Here is a 21681-nt window from a genome sequence, read left to right on the forward strand (position 1 = left end):
TTCGTGTTCACACTATTTGATGCTACAGGATGTTAAGCCCACCAGGTCAGAGCTCATAGAATTGAAGAAAAAGATTGAGCTTGCAAAGAAAGGACACAAACTCCTGAAAATGAAGCGAGATGGTTTAATTTCTGAGTTTTTCAGGGTGCTGAAAGATGCAAAGAACCTACGAATGGAAATTGTGAGTGTTTACAACAATGCCAGACACCTTGAGGCAATTGCTGAGTGTGTGGATGGAAAAATTGCCGTGGAATCTGCAGCAATGGCACTGAAAAACATTCCAAGGGTTAGTATCAGGCCTATAAATATAATGGGTGTGAGTGTTCCTCATGTATTGAGTACCAACGAGGGGAAAGTAGGTACCGTTTCTCCGCTAGGTACAGGAATTATTGGCACCAGCACAAGCATTGAAGACGCAGCCAGAGCATATACAAATCTGCTTCGTCTGATTATAAAGGCAGCTCAGTATGAGACCGCATTGCGAAGATTGATTGATGAAATTGACAAGGTGAAGCGTAGGGTGAATGCTTTGGAGTTCAAGGTAATTCCAGAGCTTACAGAAAAGGAAGCAATTGTGAGAATGCATCTGGAAGAACTCGAGCGTGAAAACATTTTCAGATTGAAGATGATGAAAGGGGAAAGTTAAATATTTCCAAGATATACCAATACACACGAAAATCGTTGCTGCATATCCTGGAAGACGCACCTTCGCAAAACATACTCACAGAGGAGTTGTTTTTATCGCAAACAGTTTGCTCTTTCTGGTCGGAACCCAGTTTATCTCTGTGATTCTCCTTTTGATAGGCATTCTATCAGTACTCTCTAATCCAGACATTTCAATTGTGCTTACCACCATTCTAAATGTAATGTCCTCCAAAAACCCATTTATTTTTGTGCCCGCGGTGCTCCTTTCTCTCTTCAGTTTTCTGAGTTATCTCTTCTTTTTCATTGGCTGGTTCTTCCTCGTTTATGGAGAAAATGAGATTCCATCCGGTTTCCCAGAGAGTGTGAGCAAGGGTTCGATTTTTGCCTTTTTCTATCTAATTGTTTACCTTGTTAGGGTCTCAGTATCTCTGTTCGCTCTTGTAGGATTCGGGACGCTGATGTACATCCAGGAAATTTTTGTTGGATCTGGGTTATTATTTAACATCATTGATGCAATTCTTCTCTCTACGGCTCTTCTCTACTTTGCCAGAGCTAACGCATATCCCACAACTGCCTACCATATCCGAAATACTGGATTCATGTATGTAGGAGGCGCCGCTTGTGCTGCAATTGGCTATACTACCCTTATTTGTGGGATAATTTTCTCAGCAGTTATTGGCCTGCTGGTTGTTGCCGGGCTTGTGCTGATTTATCTGGGTTTTGGGGTGATGATTGCCTCTCTCATAAAACTCCATGAACTTTACTTTGTGATCGTGAAAAGAATAGAGGAAGAGGACTACATTCACAAGTCCACTCCTCAGCTCTCATAATAGCCTTTTCTTTATGCCTACAGCCCTATTCTTTTGTTTCTTTCAAAAACATTAAAAGACGAAGTTCTTCTGGCGTAAGACGTGTGTTCTCGAGTAATACTCTGTCGTTGTTTTCTGCCATCGCCTTAAGAATCCCAGGCATCCCTTTAGTTAGCATCATTATCTTCTTCAGGTTCTCCTCTGGTATTTTTTCATTTTTCAGAATTTTTTTAGCATCTGCCTCCTCAAGCCCTTGTAACCTAATCTCAACTCCATATCCCTCCTCTATGTCTTTCGCACTGTAGCACCACATATAGGCAGGAGTGTCAGAACGCATTGTGAGAACAAGCTTTATTCTAGACCCACTTTTGATTCCTCTGATCATACCAGAGAGAATGTCCACAATCTCATCGTTTGCATGCTGGTAATCGTCTATCACAACCACGCTTCTAGAATGCTCGAGCTCAATTGAAAAAACTCTGAGAAATTCTTCGAGGTCCACTTCCTTGCTTTCTCTCAGCATATCCTCCAGCGTTTTCTTTCCCATCTCCGCTAGGAATTTAGCGAGACCGCTCAGCAGATGCCAACCAGTATCGTTCTTCCGTAGGGTGTACCATAAAATGTTGGAATTTTTCTTGACGCGTTCCAGCCCCCGATAGGCAAGTAAACTTTTTCCTGCTCCCCAGGGCCCTGTAATTGAAATAAATCTTGGCTTGCTGGAATTCAGCACAGATTCTATTATCGCAAGTTCCTCCTCTCTATTGTAGAATTCTCTAACATCTGGTACAGAATACCAGAGCTCCACATACCTCTTTAACTTTGGCTCTGGCTGTTCACTGATTTTACTCGCGTCTACAATTTCTACTGAAGAAATGGATTTTATGGCAGAGAAGAAGTTCCTAGCATCCTTCAATATCTCCTCAATTGTTTTCTCCACCACTTCGTCCCCTTCTAGCGCCGGCACTTTAATTGAGAAAATCTCTTTCTTAAGTGCATTGGCTCTCGTTACTCCATCAGAGGTTAAGAAATACACTCTCACCTTCCTTGGTATTCCCTCTACTCTCCCAAATTTTTCCTCCACAAGACCATCACCGATGAGCTTCTTCACAGTTCTGGGGACATGGGCTGGGAGAATGTCGATTCCCTCTGCAATTCCTTTCTGGGTTACGCCAAAGGGAAAGGTATGTCGCTCCCGAAACCTCTCGTATTCCAATAGATAAAGTAACACACGCTCAGAATAGGTTAGCTTGATATGGTGTTCAAACGCAGCCATCAAAGGATACATCTGAATACACATCATAAAGGTTTCGCAGATTTCTGCAGAAAATTATATAGGGGATTGTGGTATTCTGGGTTTGTGATACATAGAAATGGTAACGAAAATAAGGAAAGATGCTAAAAACCGCAAACAGAATACATATGACTACTAATATAAAAATGTGTTTAATAAAATATGATGAATAAAAAAGCCACTCCGAAAAATATATATATACGTATGCCTATTAATTAGAATTGACGGACTGATGTCGGACAAAAGATGGGATGCCATCTGACATGAAAACAAAATAAAAAATGGCCAGAAGGAGGCAAACATGTACCTGAAAGAAATTCAGATGCGGAATTTCAAAACTTTCACAAAACCAATCTCAATCACTTTTGAAAAGGGATTTACTGCAGTCACAGGACCCAATGGTTCTGGTAAATCAAACATCTCAGACGCTGTGCTGTTTGTTCTTGGTCCCAAAAGCTCACGGGTAATTAGAGCAGGTAAACTCACAGACCTTATCTTCAACGGAGGTAAAGAAGGAAAGCCAGCTAAGGAGTGTGAATGCTCGCTAATCTTTGATAACACAGACAGAACGATTCCAATTGATGCAGATGAGGTAAAACTCACCCGCATAGTAAAAATTTCGCCATCAGACCCTTCTGGCTACAACAGTTATTTTTATGTGAACGACAAGAAATCCACACTCACGGAGTTTGAAGAACTACTTGCTAATGCGAGAATTTCAGCAGATAGTTACAACATTGTCCGCCAAGGAGACATCACAAGCATCGTGGAAAAAATGACACCAGTTGACATAAGAAGAATCATTGATGGCATTGCTGGCATCACCAAATTTGATGAGGATATAAAGAAAGCAGAGGAGAAGCGTGCCTATGTTGAAGACAATCTTTCAAAGATAAGCATCATTCTAGATGAACACAAAAACCAACTCAAGGTGCTTGAAAAGGATAGGGAGACCGCTATAAAATTCATGGAATTGAAGCACAAACTTGAGGAGGCAAAGGCCTCACTTGCACACAAGAAAAAGGCGTCCATAGAGGGAGAGATTGCAAACATCAACAACCTTATAGAAACCCAGAATAAAGAAATTGAGAATTTGAAAAAAGAGAAGGAGAAACTCGGAGAAGAAATCAAGACACTGAGTGCAAAGAAGGAGGAAATCGAAAAGGAAATTGTGGCAAGAGGTGGAGAGGAATTTAAAAAGCTGAAAAACGAGATTGATGGCATTCGCCTGAATGTGGCAAAGGCGAGGGATAGAATTGCGGAACTCAAGGAGGGGCTTGTCACTCTGAAAAACGAGAAAAACATGGCCGAGAAAGAAATCCAGAAATTGGAAAAAGCCAGAACGAACCTCGAGAACGATGCGGAAAAGACAAAGGAGGAACTCAGAAAGGTTACTGAAAACATCAAGGACATGGAATCTAAAATCAAATCAATTGAGGAAACAATTTCCAAGTCAGACACTGAAATTGTTACACTCCAGAAAGAAATGTTGAAGTTCTCGGAGACGATTGATAAGAAGATGGAAGAATCCAAGCTGGCTGAAATTGAACTCGGCAAGGCAAGAAATGTTATCGAGAATTTAGAAATCCAGATTACGAAAGCAGAGGAAGAAATAAAGACGAGGGAATTCGAGTTGAGAGATGCGGAATTTGAGTTGAAGGAGTTGAGCACAAGTAGGAAAACCTCAGGAAAAAGCATTCAAGAATTGACAACTGCCTTCCACAAGAAACGGGGAGAGATTGCAAAACTGGAAACTGAAATTGAGAAACTTGAAGACGAAATTAGAGAACTCACAAGAACCTATAACACCCTCAAGGCACAGATTGAAGCGAGAATGGGTGCCGAAAGAGGTGCTGGAGACGCTGTGAACACCATTCTGGATGCTAGAAACAGAAATCTGATAAAGGGGATTCATGGTACGATTGCCCAGCTTGCAAAATTTGAGGAACAATACAGCGTAGCTCTGGGCGTGGCTGCTGGCCCCAGAATGAATGCAATTGTGGTAGAGGACGATGGTGTGGCAGCCCAGTGCATTGAATATCTAAAACAGAAGAAGGCAGGCAGAGCAATTTTCATTCCACTTAACAAAATTTTGGAGACAAGACCAAGAGGAAAGGCAGTGATAGTTGCAAAAGATAAGAATTGTGTGGGTTTCGCAATAGACCTCCTACAATTTGACGAAAAATATCGCCCTGCATTTTCCTATGTGTTCGGTGATACACTTGTAATGAAGGACTTAGATTCTGCAAGAAGCGTGATGGGTGGCGTTCGCCTTGTAACCCTTGCAGGTGAGTTGATAGAGGCAAGTGGGGCAATGATCGGGGGGAGCATCCAGGACAAGGAGAAGTTTGGTGCTGGTGCTCTTGAAGAACTTGATAGAATTGGAAAGGTGCTTGGCTCAAAGATGGAGGAGGAGAAAGTCCTCACTGATAAACTGAAGGAAGAGCGAGAAGCCCTCAGAAAGCTTGAGGATGAAATCAGGGAGAAAAACAGCAAGGAGGGCACTGCCCAGCTCGCCTACGAGACCTGCCTGGTAAGAAAGAAGGAGACAGAGAAAAGACTGAATGAGGCAAAGGAAACGCTTGAAAAATTAAATAAGGAAATGGAAAATGCCAGAAAGGAGACGGAAAAATGGTCCAATACTTGTGAGAAAATCAAGAAGGAAATTGAGAAGTTGAAGACAGAGAAAGAGGAGATAAATGCGAAAATTCTTGAACTAACACCAAAGGTGCTTAGCGAAGAACTAAAGGAGGCGAGGAGCCAGTTACAGTCCGCTCTTGGGAAAAAGGTTGAGTTAGAGGGAAAGCTCTCTTCAATTGAAACAAACATAAAGCTTTACACGGAAAGATTGGAAGAGCAGAGACGGAAGAGTTCTAGTGTTGCAGAACAGATTGAAAAAAATGGAAAAGAAATTGAGAAGTTAAATAGCGAGGTTTATAAGGGCGAGGAAAAATTGAAAGCCCTTTTGAGGGTAGAGGAAACACTCAACAAGGAACTGGCAGACCTCCAGCAACAAAGAGAAGAAATATTTAAGCAGATCAACGAACATACGGCAGAAAGGGACAAGATTGATACTAAAATTCTCTCTAAAAACGACATAATCATCAGCCAGACCACAAAACTTCGCTCCCTTGAAGATGCCCTCGCAGAAATCAACATTGAGATAATGAGTTACAAGGTAAGCGTGCCAGAAAAACTTCCCTCAAATGAGGAATTGAAACGCACAATTACTGAGTGTGAGAACGCTATAAATTTACTGGGCGCCGTGAATATGAAAGCAATTGAGGACTACGATGCTCTCAAGAAACGGATTGAGGAATTGAAAACAGAGTTTGACAGATTAGAGGATGAAAAGCACAAACTCATAGAGCTTGTGAAAGAGATCACGGAAAAGAAAAAGACAGGTTTCTACAAAGTTTACACAGCAATCAATGAGAACTTCAAGAGAATTTATGCAGAACTCTCAGATGGGGGCGAGGCAGAACTTGTCCTTGAGAACCCAGATAATCCATTTGAGGGAGGGCTACACATAAAGGCAAAACCGAAGAACAAAAAAGTGACACGACTTGAATCTCTATCTGGCGGTGAAAAGAGTCTTACTGGGCTTGCATTCATATTTGCAATTCAGCAGTATGACCCAAGCCCATTCTATTTCCTTGACGAGGTTGACATGTTTCTAGATGCAATAAATGCGGAGATAGTGGCTAAGGTGATAAAGAAAAATTCTGCAAAAGCTCAGTTTATCATGATTTCGCTCAGAAAAGTCACGCTTCAGTATGCGGATAGATTGTATGGCGTAACCCTGGAGCCAACTGGCACCTCCAAGGTCGTTGCGCTTGAACTTGACCAGATTAAGGACATGGTTGAGGAAAAACCAAGAGAAGAGTCAGAAGGGGTGGTGTAAATGAACACATCAACAGTTTGTGAAGTTGGGAAAAACGAGAATCTGGAAATCGGGGCTCTGAGAACAGCGAAATTTGACCCAGATGTAGTTAAAAATGTGCTGAACCACCTGCTGTTCTACAAGTCGCTGATCAGCGAAAACGATGAAAAGAAGATTGACCATTACCTGAACCTTGTGGAGACCTTGGGTGGCGGAAGCTTTATTTCAATCCAGAATCCGTTTGAACGTGCACTTGCAGCAATATTTGAACTTGTGCTGGAGCACGCACTTGATCCATGGAACATAGACCTTGTTGAATTTGCAAAAATGTACCATGAGAAACTGAAGGAAAGTGAGGACATAGATTTCATCACAGCTGGAAGAATCATTCTGATGGCCTGGGCAATACTACACATCCAGAGCGAAACCCTCCGCTTGAAGGCAGAACCACCAGCACCTGTTCAGGTGGAAGAGATTGAACCCTGCATGGATTTGTGGAGCACACCAGAGGAGATGGATTACACAAATATTGTGCTGAACTCTGAAGAACCACCAATTCAGCCACTTGCTTTACATCCAAGTTCGAGACCAGTAACTCTGATGGAACTCGTGAACGCATTTGATGAGGCAAGAGTGGAAGCAGAGCGGAGAATACAACTGGAAGAAATAAGGAAGGCGAATGTAGAAAAATTCCGTAGCACACCTGTGATCAAGGTTCATGAGGAGTCCATAGAGCATGACATAAACGAACTCTGGCCGAAGATTGAGCATAAACAAGGGAAATTTGCATTTCGCTCATTGCTGAATGGCTGCAGGAGCAGAAGTGTTATCGTGGGTATGTTTGTGGCGTTGCTGCACCTTGCTAAGATGAACCGAATAAAAATCTGGCAGGAAAAAATTCCGTATGGAGAGATATATATAGAGGTTCTGAATAACTGATAGAGACCATGGAGAAGCAACTCTCGCTGGTGATTGAAGCCCTGCTCTTCTCTTCAGGTAGAGAACTCAGCGTGCGGGAAATCGCTCAAATTCTTGGTGTGGATGAGCCAGCAGTAAGGAAAGGCTGCAGAGAACTTGTGCAAAGATACAGAAAAGCAAACACTGCGATTGAGATAGGAAAAGTGGGAACTAGGTATGTGATGCGGCTAAAACCAGAATTTGTCGGAGTTGCTGTGCCTATCGCCATGCCAGAACTTGATAAAGACGAGATAAAGACCCTGGCACTAATTGCATTCTATCAGCCATTAAAACAAAGTGTCCTTTCAAAGATGGTGGGCTCGAAGGTGTATGAACACATTGAAAAACTGAAAAGAACGGAGTTAATCAAAGCGAAAAAAAGCGGTGCTACCTTTACGCTGACCACAACAAGGAAATTTCTAGTTTATTTTGGAATTCCGAGTGCAAAAAAAGAGGAGATTAGAAAGTGGATTGCAAGTAAAGTGGGAATTGAACTGAAACAGGAGGAAGTAGAGAGTCCTGAAAACAAGCAGGCGGTACAAGCTGTGGAAAACCCAAGCGAGCCAAAAACTGATGGGAACAATCAGGACTGAGCAAAAATTTTATTTTTCATGGGGTTATCAGCTTTCTCAAGGTGCCGCAGGGGGCTATCAGAATGGCCACAGACGACGAAAAGAAGATACTCGTAGAGTTTACAAGAATTCCAGGCATAGGGCTAGCGAAAGCAAAGAAACTTTACGATGCTGGCTATCACTCAATAGAGGACTTGAGAAAAGCAAGTTTTGAAGAATTGGCAGGAATAAGAGGTATTGGTGAGGCACATGCAAGAGCAATTAAAGAACATTTTGGAGATAAGCCAGTTAAAAAGCCATTTTCTGATTTCAAAGTTAAAAAAGTTGCGGTTGAAGTGAGCCCTGAGGAGACCAGAGCAGATAAGAAAGAGGATGTATCTATCATAGACCCCGAAATGGAAAAAGAGTTATTGGAGATGGAGAAGGAACTGAAGGAAACAGAGGAATTTATTGAGAAGTCGAAGGTGAGCACTGCTCCTGTTGTCTTCGAGAAAAAGGTAAAGAGCGTGAAAAAGGGAGAGGTAAGAAAAAGAAAATTTCCTACCAGGCGTGTGAAGTTCGGTGCATTCATTTTCGTCACTCTGCTTGTCATTGGCTCAATCCTTGTGCTCCTGCTTGCAACACAACCCTCCGGCAGAATCAAGGTAGATGGAAGCATTGAGGATTGGCAAGGAATTGTAAGATACACCGATACTCAGCCCGTGTTCAACATGGACATCAATCTGAACGAATACAGTGTTTACTATGAAAGCGATAGAGTTTACTTCTATGCTAAAGTATCTGGCAGTTTGTTCAATGGTGCTAACAATGGCTACGATGCTTTGATAATTTTTGTGGATACAGATGCAAATGCCAACACTGGCTACAGAATAGAGAATTTGGGTGCTGATGCGAAAATTGAAGTTGCTGGTTATTCGGGTGAAATCCGCTCTGCCGTTGCCTCAAGATTCATTGAGCAGAGTGCTTCCTCGAAGCCAGAATTGAATTACAGTGCCTGGGAGAATGCTGGCGAGGTAAGAGTTGAAAAGAGCACAAACATTGTTGAAGGGTATGCTAAAATTGCTGGCTTGAAGAACCCAGTGAGTTTGGTGTTGATGCGACACTACGAGAGCAGTGCTTATGCAGAGAAACGGGGCATGGCCCTAGTGAGCAAAACAGAAGGAAGTTTGGTGGTTTACCAGAATTTTATTGGCAATGATGTGGTGAATGCAGACGAGGATGTGCTTGAGCTGAGATTGATTGCAAAGGGCAAGGATGTACATGTGGAAAGCATAAGCGTGGCAAATGCGAATGTGAGTTTACCGAAGAAGGACATTGCAGTGAACGAAGAACTTACCGTGAGATGCAAGGCAAAGAGCTTGAGTGATGGTAATGCGTATGCGTTTGCAGTTTCCAGCGTTGACACAAATGTGCCTTACAGAATTGTGGGCAACGGTGGCAAAGCATACTTTGGTTCTCTGCCTTCTGGGATTGTTATAGACGGTGCATTTGGTGACTGGCAGGGTGTGCAGAAAGGTGTGGATGTGCCGGGAGATGCAAGCCGAAACATTGATTTGCGAGAGTATGCAAGTGCAATTGCAAGCAATGCATACTTCTATATGGCAGTGGATGGTACAATGCTGGCTGGCTGCGAAATCCCTGTGCTTGGTGCCAGACCACCAGTGCAACCAGGACCACCAACGCCAGTGGTGATAAAAGAAAATCTGGGCATGGATGTGGCAAGGGTTTACATTGATTTGATGAATTCCACAATCAACACCTTCAACCCAGCAATGATTTCCCATGGTTATCTGATTGAGTTACAAGGGAGAAATGGGCAAGTGATAAGTGCAAGGGCCTGGAAGTGGGAGAACGGTGTTAAGGCAGAGGAAATCCAGAATCCAAACATTGCTCATGGTTTGAGTGATGGAAAAATAGAGTTCAGTGTTTCGGGAACTGCGTTGCAAGGCCTAACCAACGACACGAAATTCTACTTTGAGATGACAAATTGGTTGGGAGAGAAAGATGCATGTGAGTTATCCTACCTCGTTGGCATGGTCCAGACAAGAGTTGGAGGTGATGGAAGTTATGGCTCTTCTCTCCTGAATGAGTTCACTGGCAGTTATAACAAGGTAGTGCTTGTGAACGACCGCTACACTTCGACCACAAAAGGTGCGTTACGGCTGGACAACAACACAATCGGTTATGGTGGACTCAATGCCACGGATGTGGATGCAAACGGAAATCTCACTGTGAGCAACACAAGATACTGGAACGGCACGTACTACTTCAGATATCTCAAGATTACAAGCACTGGAAACATTACTGCAAGCGGTTATATGACTGTGATAAGAATTTATGCTGAGGTAATTGAGATTGATGCAGGAGGCATAATCTATCTTGCAGGCAAGGGTGGACAGGGAGGTGCTGGTGGTATCGGAAGCGGAGGCGACGGATATACAGGACAGGATGGGAACGACTGGAGTGGCCCCTCTCCGAGCACCAATGGACAGGCAGATGGTGGGGGAGGTGGGGGAGGAGTTGTGTCATCGGATATGTATGGGGGTTGGGGAGGAGGTGGTGGTGGATTTGCTGGAAATGGTGGTGATGGAGGAAGAGGTGGGCTCAATGGAGTTCTTGGTAGTGATGGGAATAATGGGTCATATGGCAGAGCTGGCATTTCTTACTCTGCAGCAGGAACGATAGGAATTGGCTCTGGTGGTGGTGGCGGAAGTGCGGGACAGCATAACACGACAACCTATGTTGCTGATGGCGGTGCTGGGGGCAGCGGAGGCGGTGCACTTCTCCTGAGTGCATGGAATGTTTACATCAACGGAATTGTAAATGTCTCTGGACTTCCTGGAAACGATGGGGGGACAAACCATGTTCCTGGAGGTGGTGGAGGTGGAGGTTCAGGTGGTTGCATCCTTATCAGAGGGGCAAATGTGACAATTGGCATGAATGCAGAGCTTAATGCATCGGGAGGAAAAGGTGGCAACGGTGGGGATGACATTTCTGCCACATATGCAGACGATGAGGCGGGTGGTGGTGGCGGAGGCGGTGGAGGTGCAATCTGGATTTATGCTGATAATGCTTACAACGAAAGTATAAACGCAAAGTTCAATGTTTCTGGTGGTGCTGGAGGGCTTGGCTCAGTTGGGTCATTGACCTGGTTGAACAACAACGGAACTAACGGAAATGCAGGAAGTTTAATCAAACCATCACCAGGCACACCTCCAAACCCGAGGACGGAATTTACAAGCATGTTCCTTTATTCTCCTTCTGGTTCCTACATTTCCCCTGTTTACGATGCAGGCAGAATTTCGTTCTGGAGGGCACTCAACATCACATACGATACACACTGGGTTGGCACAAGCGTTGAAGTATCCTACAAAGTGTGGAATTTCACAGAGCCGGAAACATGGACATATCTCACAACTATTTCTGGAGGTACAGGCGTTTTGTCTGCACAACTTTCTTTCCCAGATAGTGCATTTGGTAGATTTTTAAGATACAACCTCACATTAAAAACTACGGTCTCAATGTATACTGGATGGGAATATTATGTGCCAATAAGAATCGATAACAGAAATAACCCAGAGACACTCTGGAACTACACGCTCAACTTCACGCTGGACACGGCTTCTCTCATAGCTCAAGGGAAGATGCGGGCAGATTGTGGGGATTTGAGATTTGCAAATGCGACAGGAGTAGAAATACCTCACTGGATAGAAAGCGGAATAAATACGGCAACAACCTTAATCTGGTTGAAAGTGCCACAAATCGCAGGTTCATCAATAACAACAATCTACATGTTCTATGGCAACCCAAACGCACAGAACATAGCGAATGCAAGCCAGACATTTCTTTTCTACGATGATTTTGAATCAGGCAATCTTAACAAGTGGTCAAATGTGGCAGATGGTATATGGAACATTTCCGCAACATCGCATCAGGGCAATTATTCAATGGTAGCGAACGGATACTCTGGTAGTATCACGAAGTACATTGTAGCCAAGAATCTCAACATTCAGAATGTAGTTTTCGAGTCCTGGTGGCGGCTGAGCAACATCTCAGGTACAGATGTATCCCAGTGTGTGAGAGCAAGCAACGGAATGCCAATCTACGATTATGAAGTAAACTGGGAATTGAGTGACTGGGCACTTGCAAAGACAATCAACGGCACATGGACACGCCTCAACTCAACGACCTCAAGTTCACCAAATGCAAACACATGGTTCAAAGTGACTGCAATTATAAATGCCTCAGGAATGAAATTTCTGATAAACGATACGCAGCTTCTTCCTTCATCTGGCTGGCAGGATATGGGCAACGAGATTCTGAATGGGAGTATAGCATTCAAGACCTTCCGTGTGCCTTCAGGGCATTACTGGTGGATTGATGATGTGAGGGTGAGAAATTACACAGAACCAGTGCCAAATGTGTATCTTAGACCAGAGCGAACTTCCAGTAACTCACCAACTGTTTACAGTATCAACCTCTCCTATCACAAGCCCAAGTTGTTGATAAAGAAAGTGGAGTTCCCTCCATCAGGTAAACATCAGGTGGTGCTCTACAACAATGATACAATCTCTCTTGTTTACAAAAATCTCTATCTGAATGCGAGTAAGAGTACCTTCTTAATGTCAGACCTATCTCTGGCACCTCACACAGAAGCAATTGTATTTCTTGGGGACTATTTCAACAATCCTGCAATTGAAGGAGATTTTCTTTTCCTAAACGACTCCACCTCCAGCATCAATGGTAAATCTCCAAACGGGATAATTGATTTCGTGAACTGGACAGATGCAAACGGAAATCCTCCTCCTTCAGAGGGTGGCATCGCAGCAACTAATCTGGAATGGAAGGATGAACCCGTGGACCTAAGCGTCGCCCACAACCTACCAGAGGCCATCAATCGCACTGAGGTTTCTAGCGTTCCGAAAGATAATGACATAAAAGAGGACTGGTATGTCAGTGAAGTTTCTTACCTTGCACCACTTTCCACAAGCATTTTCTTGTATCTCTTGTGTTCTCGAAAGACACGGAAGTTGAAGCGTTTGTAGATGCTAACTGCTGGCAGATTGTAGGAATCAGTGCCGAGATAAAACTTCTGCATTCCTCTCGCAATCAGATATTTCAGGGCTTCACTTAGCAAATGTTTACCTATGCCCAGGTTTCTGTAATGAGGGATAACACCAAGGGCACGAATTTCACCGCCATCCAACCCTCTAATGTTTTTCTCCTGATGTGCCCAGGCAGCAACAGTACCAACAAGTTCGCCCTTGAAATCGGCAAAAAAATAGCCGTTGAAGTCCACATAGGCTGGATAAATGTATTTTTCGGCAAAGTCAGGAAAAGTGTATGGTTCCCAGTTCTGATCAGTGCTAAAAGAAATGTTAACTAACTCATAAAATTTCTCAATCTCCTTGGGTTCAATCCTTCTAATCTGGAGACCTTCTATTCTTTTGACTTGAGGCAACTCTAAATCCTCTTTTATCATCCAGTAACCACTTGAGTCCTGCCTAAAACCCTGACTTTCAATAATTTGCTCAAGTTCTTTGTTCTGGCTAACTGTGGTCTGCATCTCCCCAAACCCGAGTTTTCTCAACCTTGGTTCAACTGTTCGAAGAAGCAAGCCCACTGTTTCCTCACTCTGATGTTCTGGAACAATGCTTATCCTTACGCCCACGGCACCATTTTTAAGCACACCATATCCCACATCAATAGATGCAAGTAGCTCACCCACAACTTCTTCACTATGGAGCAGCACCAGATGTGTTTTTGGGTTATAATATGGCTTTCGCATGTACCTCTTGATGTAGTCCTCTGGCTCTATAAATGCAAACTTTGGCTCCGTTGAGCTTTTCCTCAACATTGCAGTTATTTTTTCCACATCTCCAAATACTGCATTTCTCACTCTGTATCTCATTTTCCAAACCTTCTCTGTCGCATCTGATACGCCCTTATAGCCCGTAATAAATCAATCTTTCTGAAACCTGGCCAGTAAACATCCACGAAGTAGAGTTCAGAGTATGCCATTTGCCATAGCAAGAAATTGGAAATGCGCTCCTCACCAGAAGTGCGAAGAATTAAATCCGGGTCTGGTAAATCCTTTGTGTAGAGTTTACTGGAAACCAATTCCTCCGAGATTTCATCCGGCGTAATTTTTCCCGCCTGTACTTCCTTAGCTATCTCCTTGATTGCATCAATTATCTCCTGTCTCCCACCATATGCAACAGCAAGATTGAAGAAGTAGTTGTTGTAGTCCTTTGTCCTGTTTTCAGCATATTCAATTGCGGAAATCAGAGAATCTGGCAGCAGGTCCCTTCTTCCGATAACTCTCACTTTTATACCATGCTTGTGCACTCTCTCATCGTCACCTAGTTTTCTGAAGTTTTCCTCGAATAATTTTATCAACAACTGCACCTCAGAGGTGCTCCTCAGAAAATTTTCAGTTGAAAATGCGTAAACTGTGAGCACTTTTATCCCGATGTCCAGACACCAACCAAGCACTTCCTCCAGCTTGTCTCTTCCCATTTTATGTCCTTCAGAAGGGTCAAGCCCAAGTTCTTTTGCAAATCTCCTGTTGCCATCCATGATTATTGCAATGTGCTGCGGCAGTGGATACTGTTTAACCTCTTTCATCAATTTTTTTTCGTAGGCAAGGTATGCTGTGTCAGAGATTGTCTGCGAAATGTCTGGAATCTACACCACCTTCTTCAATATAGCCAACAGGGTATAAAAGAATTGCTCAAGGGCTACGGATAATTTTTATATCTTTCCACTTGTTAGCGGTTTTGATAGCCCCGTGGTGTAGTGGTCAATCATGCCGGCCTTTGGAGGAAACCTTTTCAGCACTTCGTGCCGAAAAGCTTTCATGGAAAAAGGCGAGTTCGGGGTATGCGGAGCATACCCCTTGGCACAGGTTACCGTAAGGGGCGTAGCCCCGCAAGTTACCGTAAGGGTGTTAACCCTCGTGGTAACGAAGGGCGTATGCCCCGTGGGGGTGAAACCCCCTCGTTCCGAAGAAAGCCAGCGACGCAGGTTCGAATCCTGCCGGGGCTACCAAAATTTTATTACTTCAGCTTAAGAAAAACTGGGAAAGAGTAATAAAAAGTTAGAGAAAAGAGTTTTGTCTGTTTAGTCCTCTGGTGCAGGTGGGATGAAGCCCTTCTTCATCAGGAACTTTGCTTGCTCTCTTGCACGCTTTATAATACTTTCAGCCCTCTCCATCAGTTCCTGCCTGGAAGGTTTCTCTCTGGCGATTCCCTGTTCTATGGCTTTGAGTGCAACTGCAACTGCTTCTCTTGGGAAGACCTCCCAGTCGTCCATCGTAGGCACAATGTACTCCTCATGCAATCCTTTGTCTTCAGCCGTCTTTGCGAGTTCGTAGGCAGCAGCTACGCACATTTCATCAGTTATTGTCTTTGCCTTCACATCTAGAGTACCTCTGAAGATACCAGGGAATCCAAGCGAGTTGTTAATCTGATTCGGGAAATCGCTTCTTCCAGTTGCCACAATGTATGCTCCTGCCTCCTTTGCCTCCCAAGGCCAGATTTCAGGAATCGGGTTAGCAGTGGCAAATACGATTGCCTTGTCGTTCATGAGCTTGATCCATTCTTTCTTTATTGTGTCTGGGCCTGGCTTTGATGCAGCTATAACAATGTCCGCACCCTTGAAAGCCTCCTCAATTGTCCTTGCTCCTCTTTTGTTTGATTTTTCACATAGCATCCATTTGTCTGGATATTCGTTCTTAACTGCTTCAATGTCCTTTCTATCTGGGTGTAATGGTCCCTTGCTGTCAATCTGTACAATGTTCTCAACTTTCACACCCACTGCTCTCAGCACCCTGCCAATTGCAATGTTTGCTGCACCCGCGCCAAACAGCACAAACTGCATTTCATCCAGTTTCTTTCCCACAATTTTAGCTGCGTTAATTGCACCAGCCACCTCAATTGTCGCAGTTCCCTGCTGGTCGTCATGCCAAACTGGAATCTCGCATTCCTTTCTCAACCTATCTAGTACATAGAAGCATTTGGGCTGGGCTATGTCCTCAAGGTTTACACCTCCGATCGATGGTTGCAGGATTTTCACTGTCTCTATAATTTTCTCAGGGTCTTTTGTGCCAAGACAGAGCGGGAAGGCATCCACACCACCAAGGTATTTGAAGAGAAGGGATTTTCCTTCCATCACTGGGAGCCCTGCTTCTGGGCCTATATCTCCAAGCCCGAGAATTCTTGTGCCATCGCTTATGACTGCAATTGTATTCCATCTATTAGTCATTGTCCAGACAAGTTCCTTATTCTCCTTAATCATCTTGCATGGTTCTGCCACACCCGGCGTGTACCAGATTGCAAAATCATCAAAGTTTCTAATGACGCATTTTGGCACTACTTCAATCTTTCCCTTGTAAAAGGGATGAAGCTTTTTCGCATCCTCTCCTGGCTTTTTCGCCTTCGCTAGCATTTCTTCCTTTGTCATTGGCTGTATTCCCTGCCCCTTTCCTTTCTTTTTAGTTTGAGGCATTTTCTTACCCCCTTTGCAATTGCGGGAAAATGGATGGAGTATATATTTTTAGGGGTAGGTTTTTCTATTAGTCAAAGTAATGCATGATTAGGGCAATACTTTCTTACAGTGTGTGCAGTAAGTTTATATTTGTGAATATAATCTCCATTCTCATGCAGGGAAAGGTTTGGATACAAACAGTGGTTTATCTGTGTGCCCTATGGCTCTGCCTCAACTTCGTGGTGCCAGAGATTTCAGGTGAGAAAGTTTCAGAAACAAGCCAGCTGCCGATGCTCAGTGTTCAGGTCTCACTGAACAGGACAGAAGTTCCATCTGGTGAAACCCTCAAGGTAAGTGCTTTGGTCACATCTGGAGGTACTGGTGTAGAAGGTGTGTATGTGGAATTCTGGCTTAGCCAGGAAGGTGGAGTGTTCAACCCTCCAAATACAACCACTGATGCTCTCGGGAAGGCAGAAACCGTGCTCACGACACCTATCACTCAGGTAACCCTTGTGTGCAGCATCAGTGTAAATGCGGCAAAGGAGGGCTACGAGTCAGCAATGAACACTTCTGAGTTTACTCTACTACCCTTGCCAAAGCTGGAGGTAAGTATAACTGCAGATACTGTGCAGGTTTACAACAATCAGAGCGTGAATCTTACCGTGCAGGTGAGTTCAGAGGGACAGCCAGTAAACGGTGCCACTGTGAGGATGGCACTTGCAATGGGTCTGAAGGACTATGGGGAAGAATACTTCCAACCCAACAATGGCACAACCAATGCAGAAGGCAAATTCTTCTGCATGTTTTCTCCTCCAGTTGTCGCAAACGAAACCGAGTTCGGTGTCTGCGTCTCAGCGTATGCTGACGGCTTTACTGAAAACACCACATCGATAGTGATAAAAGTTCTGCCAGAAACCAGCAACGGAAACAACCAACCGCCTCAGAAAACCCCCGACTACACAGCCGGACTTGCGGTCTTTGTGATTACTGCTGCGGCTCTCTGCATATTTGTGCGAAGGAGAATGTGGGAATAATGGGATTTCTGGACTTTTTGAAGAAGAAGAAAGAAACGCAAACACCTGCTGTACCCGCAAAACCAGTGGAAGCCATCCCGAAAGAGATGAGTGAAGTTGTAGATCAAGGTTACAATTACCTCTACGAAAGCCCAGAGTGGCAGTCCTTTTACGCCACAATTTCTGAGGTTCTCACGGAAAGACCATGCATCTGCATCACAGGAAAAAACCCGGATAAAATTCGTGCCTTCTACAACATAAAGTGGGCACATATGATATGGGTAACGAGTATAGAAACCGAGTTAAAGAGTGCAACACCAGAGAGAATTGAATTCGAACTCACCCAGAATGTGCTGAACTACATGAAAAACAATAATGGCTCTGCAGTGTTTGTAGATGATGTTGAGTATCTCACAGTGATGATTGGCTTTGAGAAGGTGATGGACTTTTTGAAAGCACTAGGAGATACTTCTGCTTACACCTCTTCAAGTGTTGTAGTCCACATTTGTCCCGGCTTCTTTTCAAACACAGAGGTCTCGCTCCTGAAATCAATTTTTGACAGAACGATTCCTCCGAGAAGCGCACAAATCGAAAGAAGGGAAGCAACATCTTATCTCACTGGTAGGATGCCATATCCGAAACTTGCAGACCTTGTGAACGGGTTTGGAGGCCCAGGTAGAAAGTTAATAATCTCCGTGATGCAGCCAGATAAACTCAAACCTTTCTTTGGTGAGGATAATGATTTCTACTTCATCACAAACACAGAACAAAAAATCCCTGTTGTGCGTCCATGGGCGACTGAAACTGATTTCATCATTGCTCTGAAAAAGTACATTGAAAGTAGGGGTAAGGTCGCGGTGATTGATGGATTGGAATGTGTCTATTCATCACTGGATTTCAAGCGTTTCCTAAGCTTTGTGAAAGACATTACTGACATTGCATCTCGTGAGAACATTAAAATCTTTTGTGTGTTCAACGAAGGGATGGTTAAAAAAACAGACATTATTGCGTTGAAGCAGAGATTTGATGTGCATGTATCTCACTGAGGAAGAGGCGGAAAAAATAATTGTTGATTTTCTAGCTAGAAAGGGGAGAGCCACAACACGAGAAATTGAGGAAGAGGTGCAGAAAACAGGGAAACGATGCGCTGATGAGAGCGTAAAGTTTTTGATGAAGTTGAAAAGCAAGGGGAGAATTAGGGGAGAGGTTTCTATGGAAGCAAGAGGATGGGTATGGTATCTGTAAAATTGTTCTATTAAGAATTCCATGCCAGTTTCAATTAACAATTTTTAAATACAGAAAAAGAATTTACCTGTTGTGAAAAGAGATGCTCTCGGATGCCTTTCCAGAAATTTTTGTTGACAGAGAAAAGGAGCTGGCGGTGCTTGAGCAAGCAATGAGAGAGGCAAGGAATGGAAAGGGGTCCACTGTCCTTATTTGTGGGGAGATGGGCGTTGGAAAAACACGACTTGCAGAGGAATTTACCATGATGTGCCAGAAATCCGGGTTTACTGTACTCTCCACACTCTGTCTTGATGAAAAAGAGCCACCATATTTTCCAATTACCACCGCCCTTGAGAAATATGGCAAGCAAAGAGCTGAAAAAGAAACTTATCTTCCTCTTGGACTTGCTAGCTTCCAGGAACTCGCAGTAGAGGAGAGGACACCTGCTGGCCTTGCTAAGGAGAGAACAAGAATACTTGAATTCCTGCTCTCTCAATTCACCAGCTTAGCCAAAATCAACCCAGTTGTTCTATTCATAGATGATTTGCATTTTGCTGACTCAAGTACCCTTGCCTTCTTTCATTATCTAGCACGAAACATGGGGAACGAGAGGATTATTGCAGTTGCGACATATGTGGAGGAATATGGAGACAAGGATACTCTGTTTGGAAAAACTTTGAGAAACATGAACATTGAACGGGTTTGCACAAACCTGAAACTTGAGAGCCTTACCGAAAAAGAAGTGCGATTGATTGTTGAACATATGGGGCTGAACGAGACGGAAGAAATTGCCAGGTATATTTATGAGAAAACATCGGGAAATCCGCTCTTCACTGTGGAGGTATTAACAGCAATTCAGAACATGGGATTGAGTGGAATAGAATCAATAAAAAAGATGACACTACCAGAAGCGGTAAAGAAGTTTGTGAAGTTCCGTGTTTCGAAGTTAAGTGAAAAAGCAAAAAAGGTTCTGAGTGTATGTGCAATCCTCGGAAGAGTTTTTGAGTATGAGGTTGTTAAGGAACTTGCAGGGTTGGAGGAAGAGGAATTGCTGGATGTAATGGAGGAATTAATTGCCCAGAAATTCCTCTGTGAGAGTGAGGAATACAAGGAAGGCTATATGTTCAGGAGTAATACAGTTCGAGAAGTGGTTTATGAGGAGACCCTGGGAATGCGGAAGAAGGTGATGCATCAGAAAGCAGGCGAGGTCATCGAACGTTTCCATGCTTCGGAGGAGAACTGGTGGAGTTCAATTGCAAGACACTACGGTGCCGCAGAAAATGCAGAAAAGTTTGTTGAATATGGATTGAAGGCGGGCAGGGTAGCTGCCAGGAGATTTGCAAATCCAGAAGCTATCGAGTTTTTCAAAGGAGTAATTAAAATGCTGGGAGAGAGTGGCGAGGATGCTGAGAAGAAAGGGAAAGTCCTTGAAGAACTTGCAGATGTGCTTCAACTTGAAGGAAGGTATGACGAGGCGTTGGAGGCACTAGACAAACGGATTTGTTATGCTACAAGCCAGATTGATTTAGGAAAAAGTTTCAGAAAAAAAAGCGAGATTTACATTTACAAGGGGGATTACGAGAATGCCTGGAAGGAAGCGGAGAAAGCAGAAAAACAGTTAACTGGACTGGACGGAACAGAGTTGCATATGGGAGAGGTTTGGAGCGTGAAGGGTTATGTGTTTGAACGGAAAGGAGATTACAGGAAAGCGATCGAGCTTCAGAAAAGGGCACATGCCCTTTTTGAAATAGGAAATGCAGAGAAGGAGGCAGGTACTGCTCTGCACCGCATCGGCACCTGCTACTGGTATATGGGAGAGTATGATCAAGCCCTTGAATATCTTGAGAAAGCTCTGAAAATACGAGAAGAAATTGATGATGTGGGGGGTATGGCTGCAACATATAACAACATAGGGATAATTTACCGCGATAAGGGAGATTACCAGAAAGCACTTGAGTTTTATAACAAAAGTCTCAAGCTCTGGGAGCGAACCGGGAATATCTGGGGTATTGCAACATCTTATCATAATGTAGGACTAATTTACCTTGACAGAGGAGAGTATAAAAAAGCAATGGAAGTTTATAAGAAAAACCTTGCTGTAGGGGAACGCATTGGTGACGCCTGGGGTATCACTCTTTCCTGCAATAATTTAGGTGCGGTGTACTCGGCACTGGGTGATTATGAGAAGGCACTGATGTATTATCACAGATGCCTTGGAGTGTGTGAGCGAACTGGAGATGTCCATGACATTATCTATTCTTATCGTGGTCTTGCAGGCATCTACTTTGAGATGAAAGATTATGAAAAAGCACTTGAATTTTATCAGAGGGCACTGGAACTCTGCAAACAAATTGATGCCCAGAGCGATGCCTGCTCAACCATGCTTGGCATCGCAGAAATCTATGTGGAGAAAGGTGCACTGGAAGATGCAGCAAAGCTTCTCGGAGAGATAGAGGGCATTGCCCAAAAGCAAGGAGAGAAAGAAACAGTTGCCTATACCTGGTATCTTAAGGGAAAAATTCATGGAGCTAAAGGTGAAAAGAATTTAGCTGTCGAATGCCTGAGGCGAGCAATGACAATCTTTGAGGAAGTGGGGAGGCAAGACAATGAGTATTACAATGTAGTATATGAACTTGGAAAAGTCTGTGGCGATAGAACGCTGCTTGAGAAAGCACTGGAATTTTTTGAACGGATAGGAAATAAGGTTTGGATTGAGAAAGTAAGGAAAGAATTGGTTAACTGATGGTGCAACCAAAAATCCTTGCAGAAAGTTTTATAATATACAGCCCTATGCCCTTTG

14 protein-coding genes and 1 tRNA gene are annotated in these 21681 nt (G+C 43.7%); 11 read left to right on the forward strand and 4 right to left on the reverse strand.

All coding sequences use genetic code 11. From position 1 onward, the window contains the following. Positions 1-19: 19 nt before the first annotated feature. Both QXD64_03210 and QXD64_03215 read left to right on the forward strand, forming a co-directional pair. Complete coding sequence (locus QXD64_03210; GenBank protein ID MEM3396324.1) at positions 20-646, forward strand: V-type ATP synthase subunit D; 627 nt, start codon at positions 20-22, stop codon at positions 644-646. Positions 647-752: 106 nt separating this feature from the next. Further along, complete coding sequence (locus QXD64_03215; GenBank protein ID MEM3396325.1) at positions 753-1475, forward strand: hypothetical protein; 723 nt, start codon at positions 753-755, stop codon at positions 1473-1475. A gap of 25 nt (positions 1476-1500) precedes the next feature. On the opposite strand, the gene QXD64_03220 is transcribed toward QXD64_03215, so the two are convergent. After that, positions 1501-2739, reverse strand: a complete 1239-nt coding sequence (locus QXD64_03220; GenBank protein ID MEM3396326.1) for an ATP-binding protein — start codon at positions 2737-2739, stop codon at positions 1501-1503. Positions 2740-3046: 307 nt separating this feature from the next. Between QXD64_03220 and smc the strand changes: the two genes are divergently transcribed. The 4 genes from smc (at position 3047) to QXD64_03240 (ending at position 13202) form a co-directional block, all read left to right on the forward strand. Then, positions 3047-6649: a chromosome segregation protein SMC gene (smc, locus tag QXD64_03225; protein ID MEM3396327.1), complete on the forward strand. Its 3603-nt coding sequence runs from the start codon at positions 3047-3049 to the stop codon at positions 6647-6649. Further along, on the forward strand, positions 6650-7567 hold the full coding sequence (locus QXD64_03230) for a segregation/condensation protein A (protein ID MEM3396328.1): 918 nt from the start codon (positions 6650-6652) through the stop codon (positions 7565-7567). Positions 7568-7575: 8 nt separating this feature from the next. Then, positions 7576-8178: an SMC-Scp complex subunit ScpB gene (scpB, locus tag QXD64_03235; protein MEM3396329.1), complete on the forward strand. Its 603-nt coding sequence runs from the start codon at positions 7576-7578 to the stop codon at positions 8176-8178. Between the two features lie 62 nt (positions 8179-8240). Continuing rightward, positions 8241-13202, forward strand: a complete 4962-nt coding sequence (locus QXD64_03240) for a DUF2341 domain-containing protein (protein MEM3396330.1) — start codon at positions 8241-8243, stop codon at positions 13200-13202. Here QXD64_03240 and QXD64_03245 read toward each other — a convergent pair. After that, the gene (locus QXD64_03245) at positions 13124-14068 is read right to left on the reverse strand and encodes a GNAT family N-acetyltransferase (protein ID MEM3396331.1); all 945 of its coding nucleotides are present in this window, start codon (positions 14066-14068) and stop codon (positions 13124-13126) included. The two genes, QXD64_03240 and QXD64_03245, sit on opposite strands and share 79 nt — an antisense overlap. Next, positions 14065-14784, reverse strand: coding sequence for a polyprenyl diphosphate synthase (uppS, locus tag QXD64_03250; GenBank protein ID MEM3396332.1), 720 nt, complete (start codon positions 14782-14784; stop codon positions 14065-14067). The genes QXD64_03245 and uppS overlap by 4 nt, the downstream gene beginning before the upstream one ends. Positions 14785-14941: 157 nt before the next feature. Between uppS and QXD64_03255 the strand changes: the two genes are divergently transcribed. Further along, positions 14942-15207, forward strand: a tRNA-Gln gene (locus QXD64_03255). Between the two features lie 72 nt (positions 15208-15279). Here the strand turns inward: QXD64_03255 and QXD64_03260 are convergent. Further along, a complete protein-coding gene (locus QXD64_03260; GenBank protein MEM3396333.1) occupies positions 15280-16665 on the reverse strand; it encodes an NADP-dependent malic enzyme in 1386 nt (461 codons plus the stop codon). Between the two features lie 152 nt (positions 16666-16817). Between QXD64_03260 and QXD64_03265 the strand changes: the two genes are divergently transcribed. The 4 genes from QXD64_03265 to QXD64_03280 all read left to right on the forward strand — a co-directional run bounded on the left by QXD64_03265 (position 16818) and on the right by QXD64_03280 (position 21624). Next, positions 16818-17678, forward strand: a complete 861-nt coding sequence (locus QXD64_03265; protein ID MEM3396334.1) for a hypothetical protein — start codon at positions 16818-16820, stop codon at positions 17676-17678. Further along, the gene (locus QXD64_03270; GenBank protein MEM3396335.1) at positions 17678-18703 is read left to right on the forward strand and encodes a DUF835 domain-containing protein; all 1026 of its coding nucleotides are present in this window, start codon (positions 17678-17680) and stop codon (positions 18701-18703) included. Before QXD64_03265 ends, QXD64_03270 begins: the two co-directional genes overlap by 1 nt. Beyond that, on the forward strand, positions 18684-18902 hold the full coding sequence (locus QXD64_03275; protein ID MEM3396336.1) for a hypothetical protein: 219 nt from the start codon (positions 18684-18686) through the stop codon (positions 18900-18902). Before QXD64_03270 ends, QXD64_03275 begins: the two co-directional genes overlap by 20 nt. An 82-nt stretch (positions 18903-18984) precedes the next feature. Beyond that, a complete protein-coding gene (locus QXD64_03280; protein MEM3396337.1) occupies positions 18985-21624 on the forward strand; it encodes a tetratricopeptide repeat protein in 2640 nt (879 codons plus the stop codon). The last annotated feature ends 57 nt before the right edge of the window (positions 21625-21681 follow it).

Source organism: Thermoplasmata archaeon, from assembly GCA_038874435.1.
Lineage (GTDB): Archaea > Thermoplasmatota > Thermoplasmata > Lutacidiplasmatales > SKW197 > SKW197.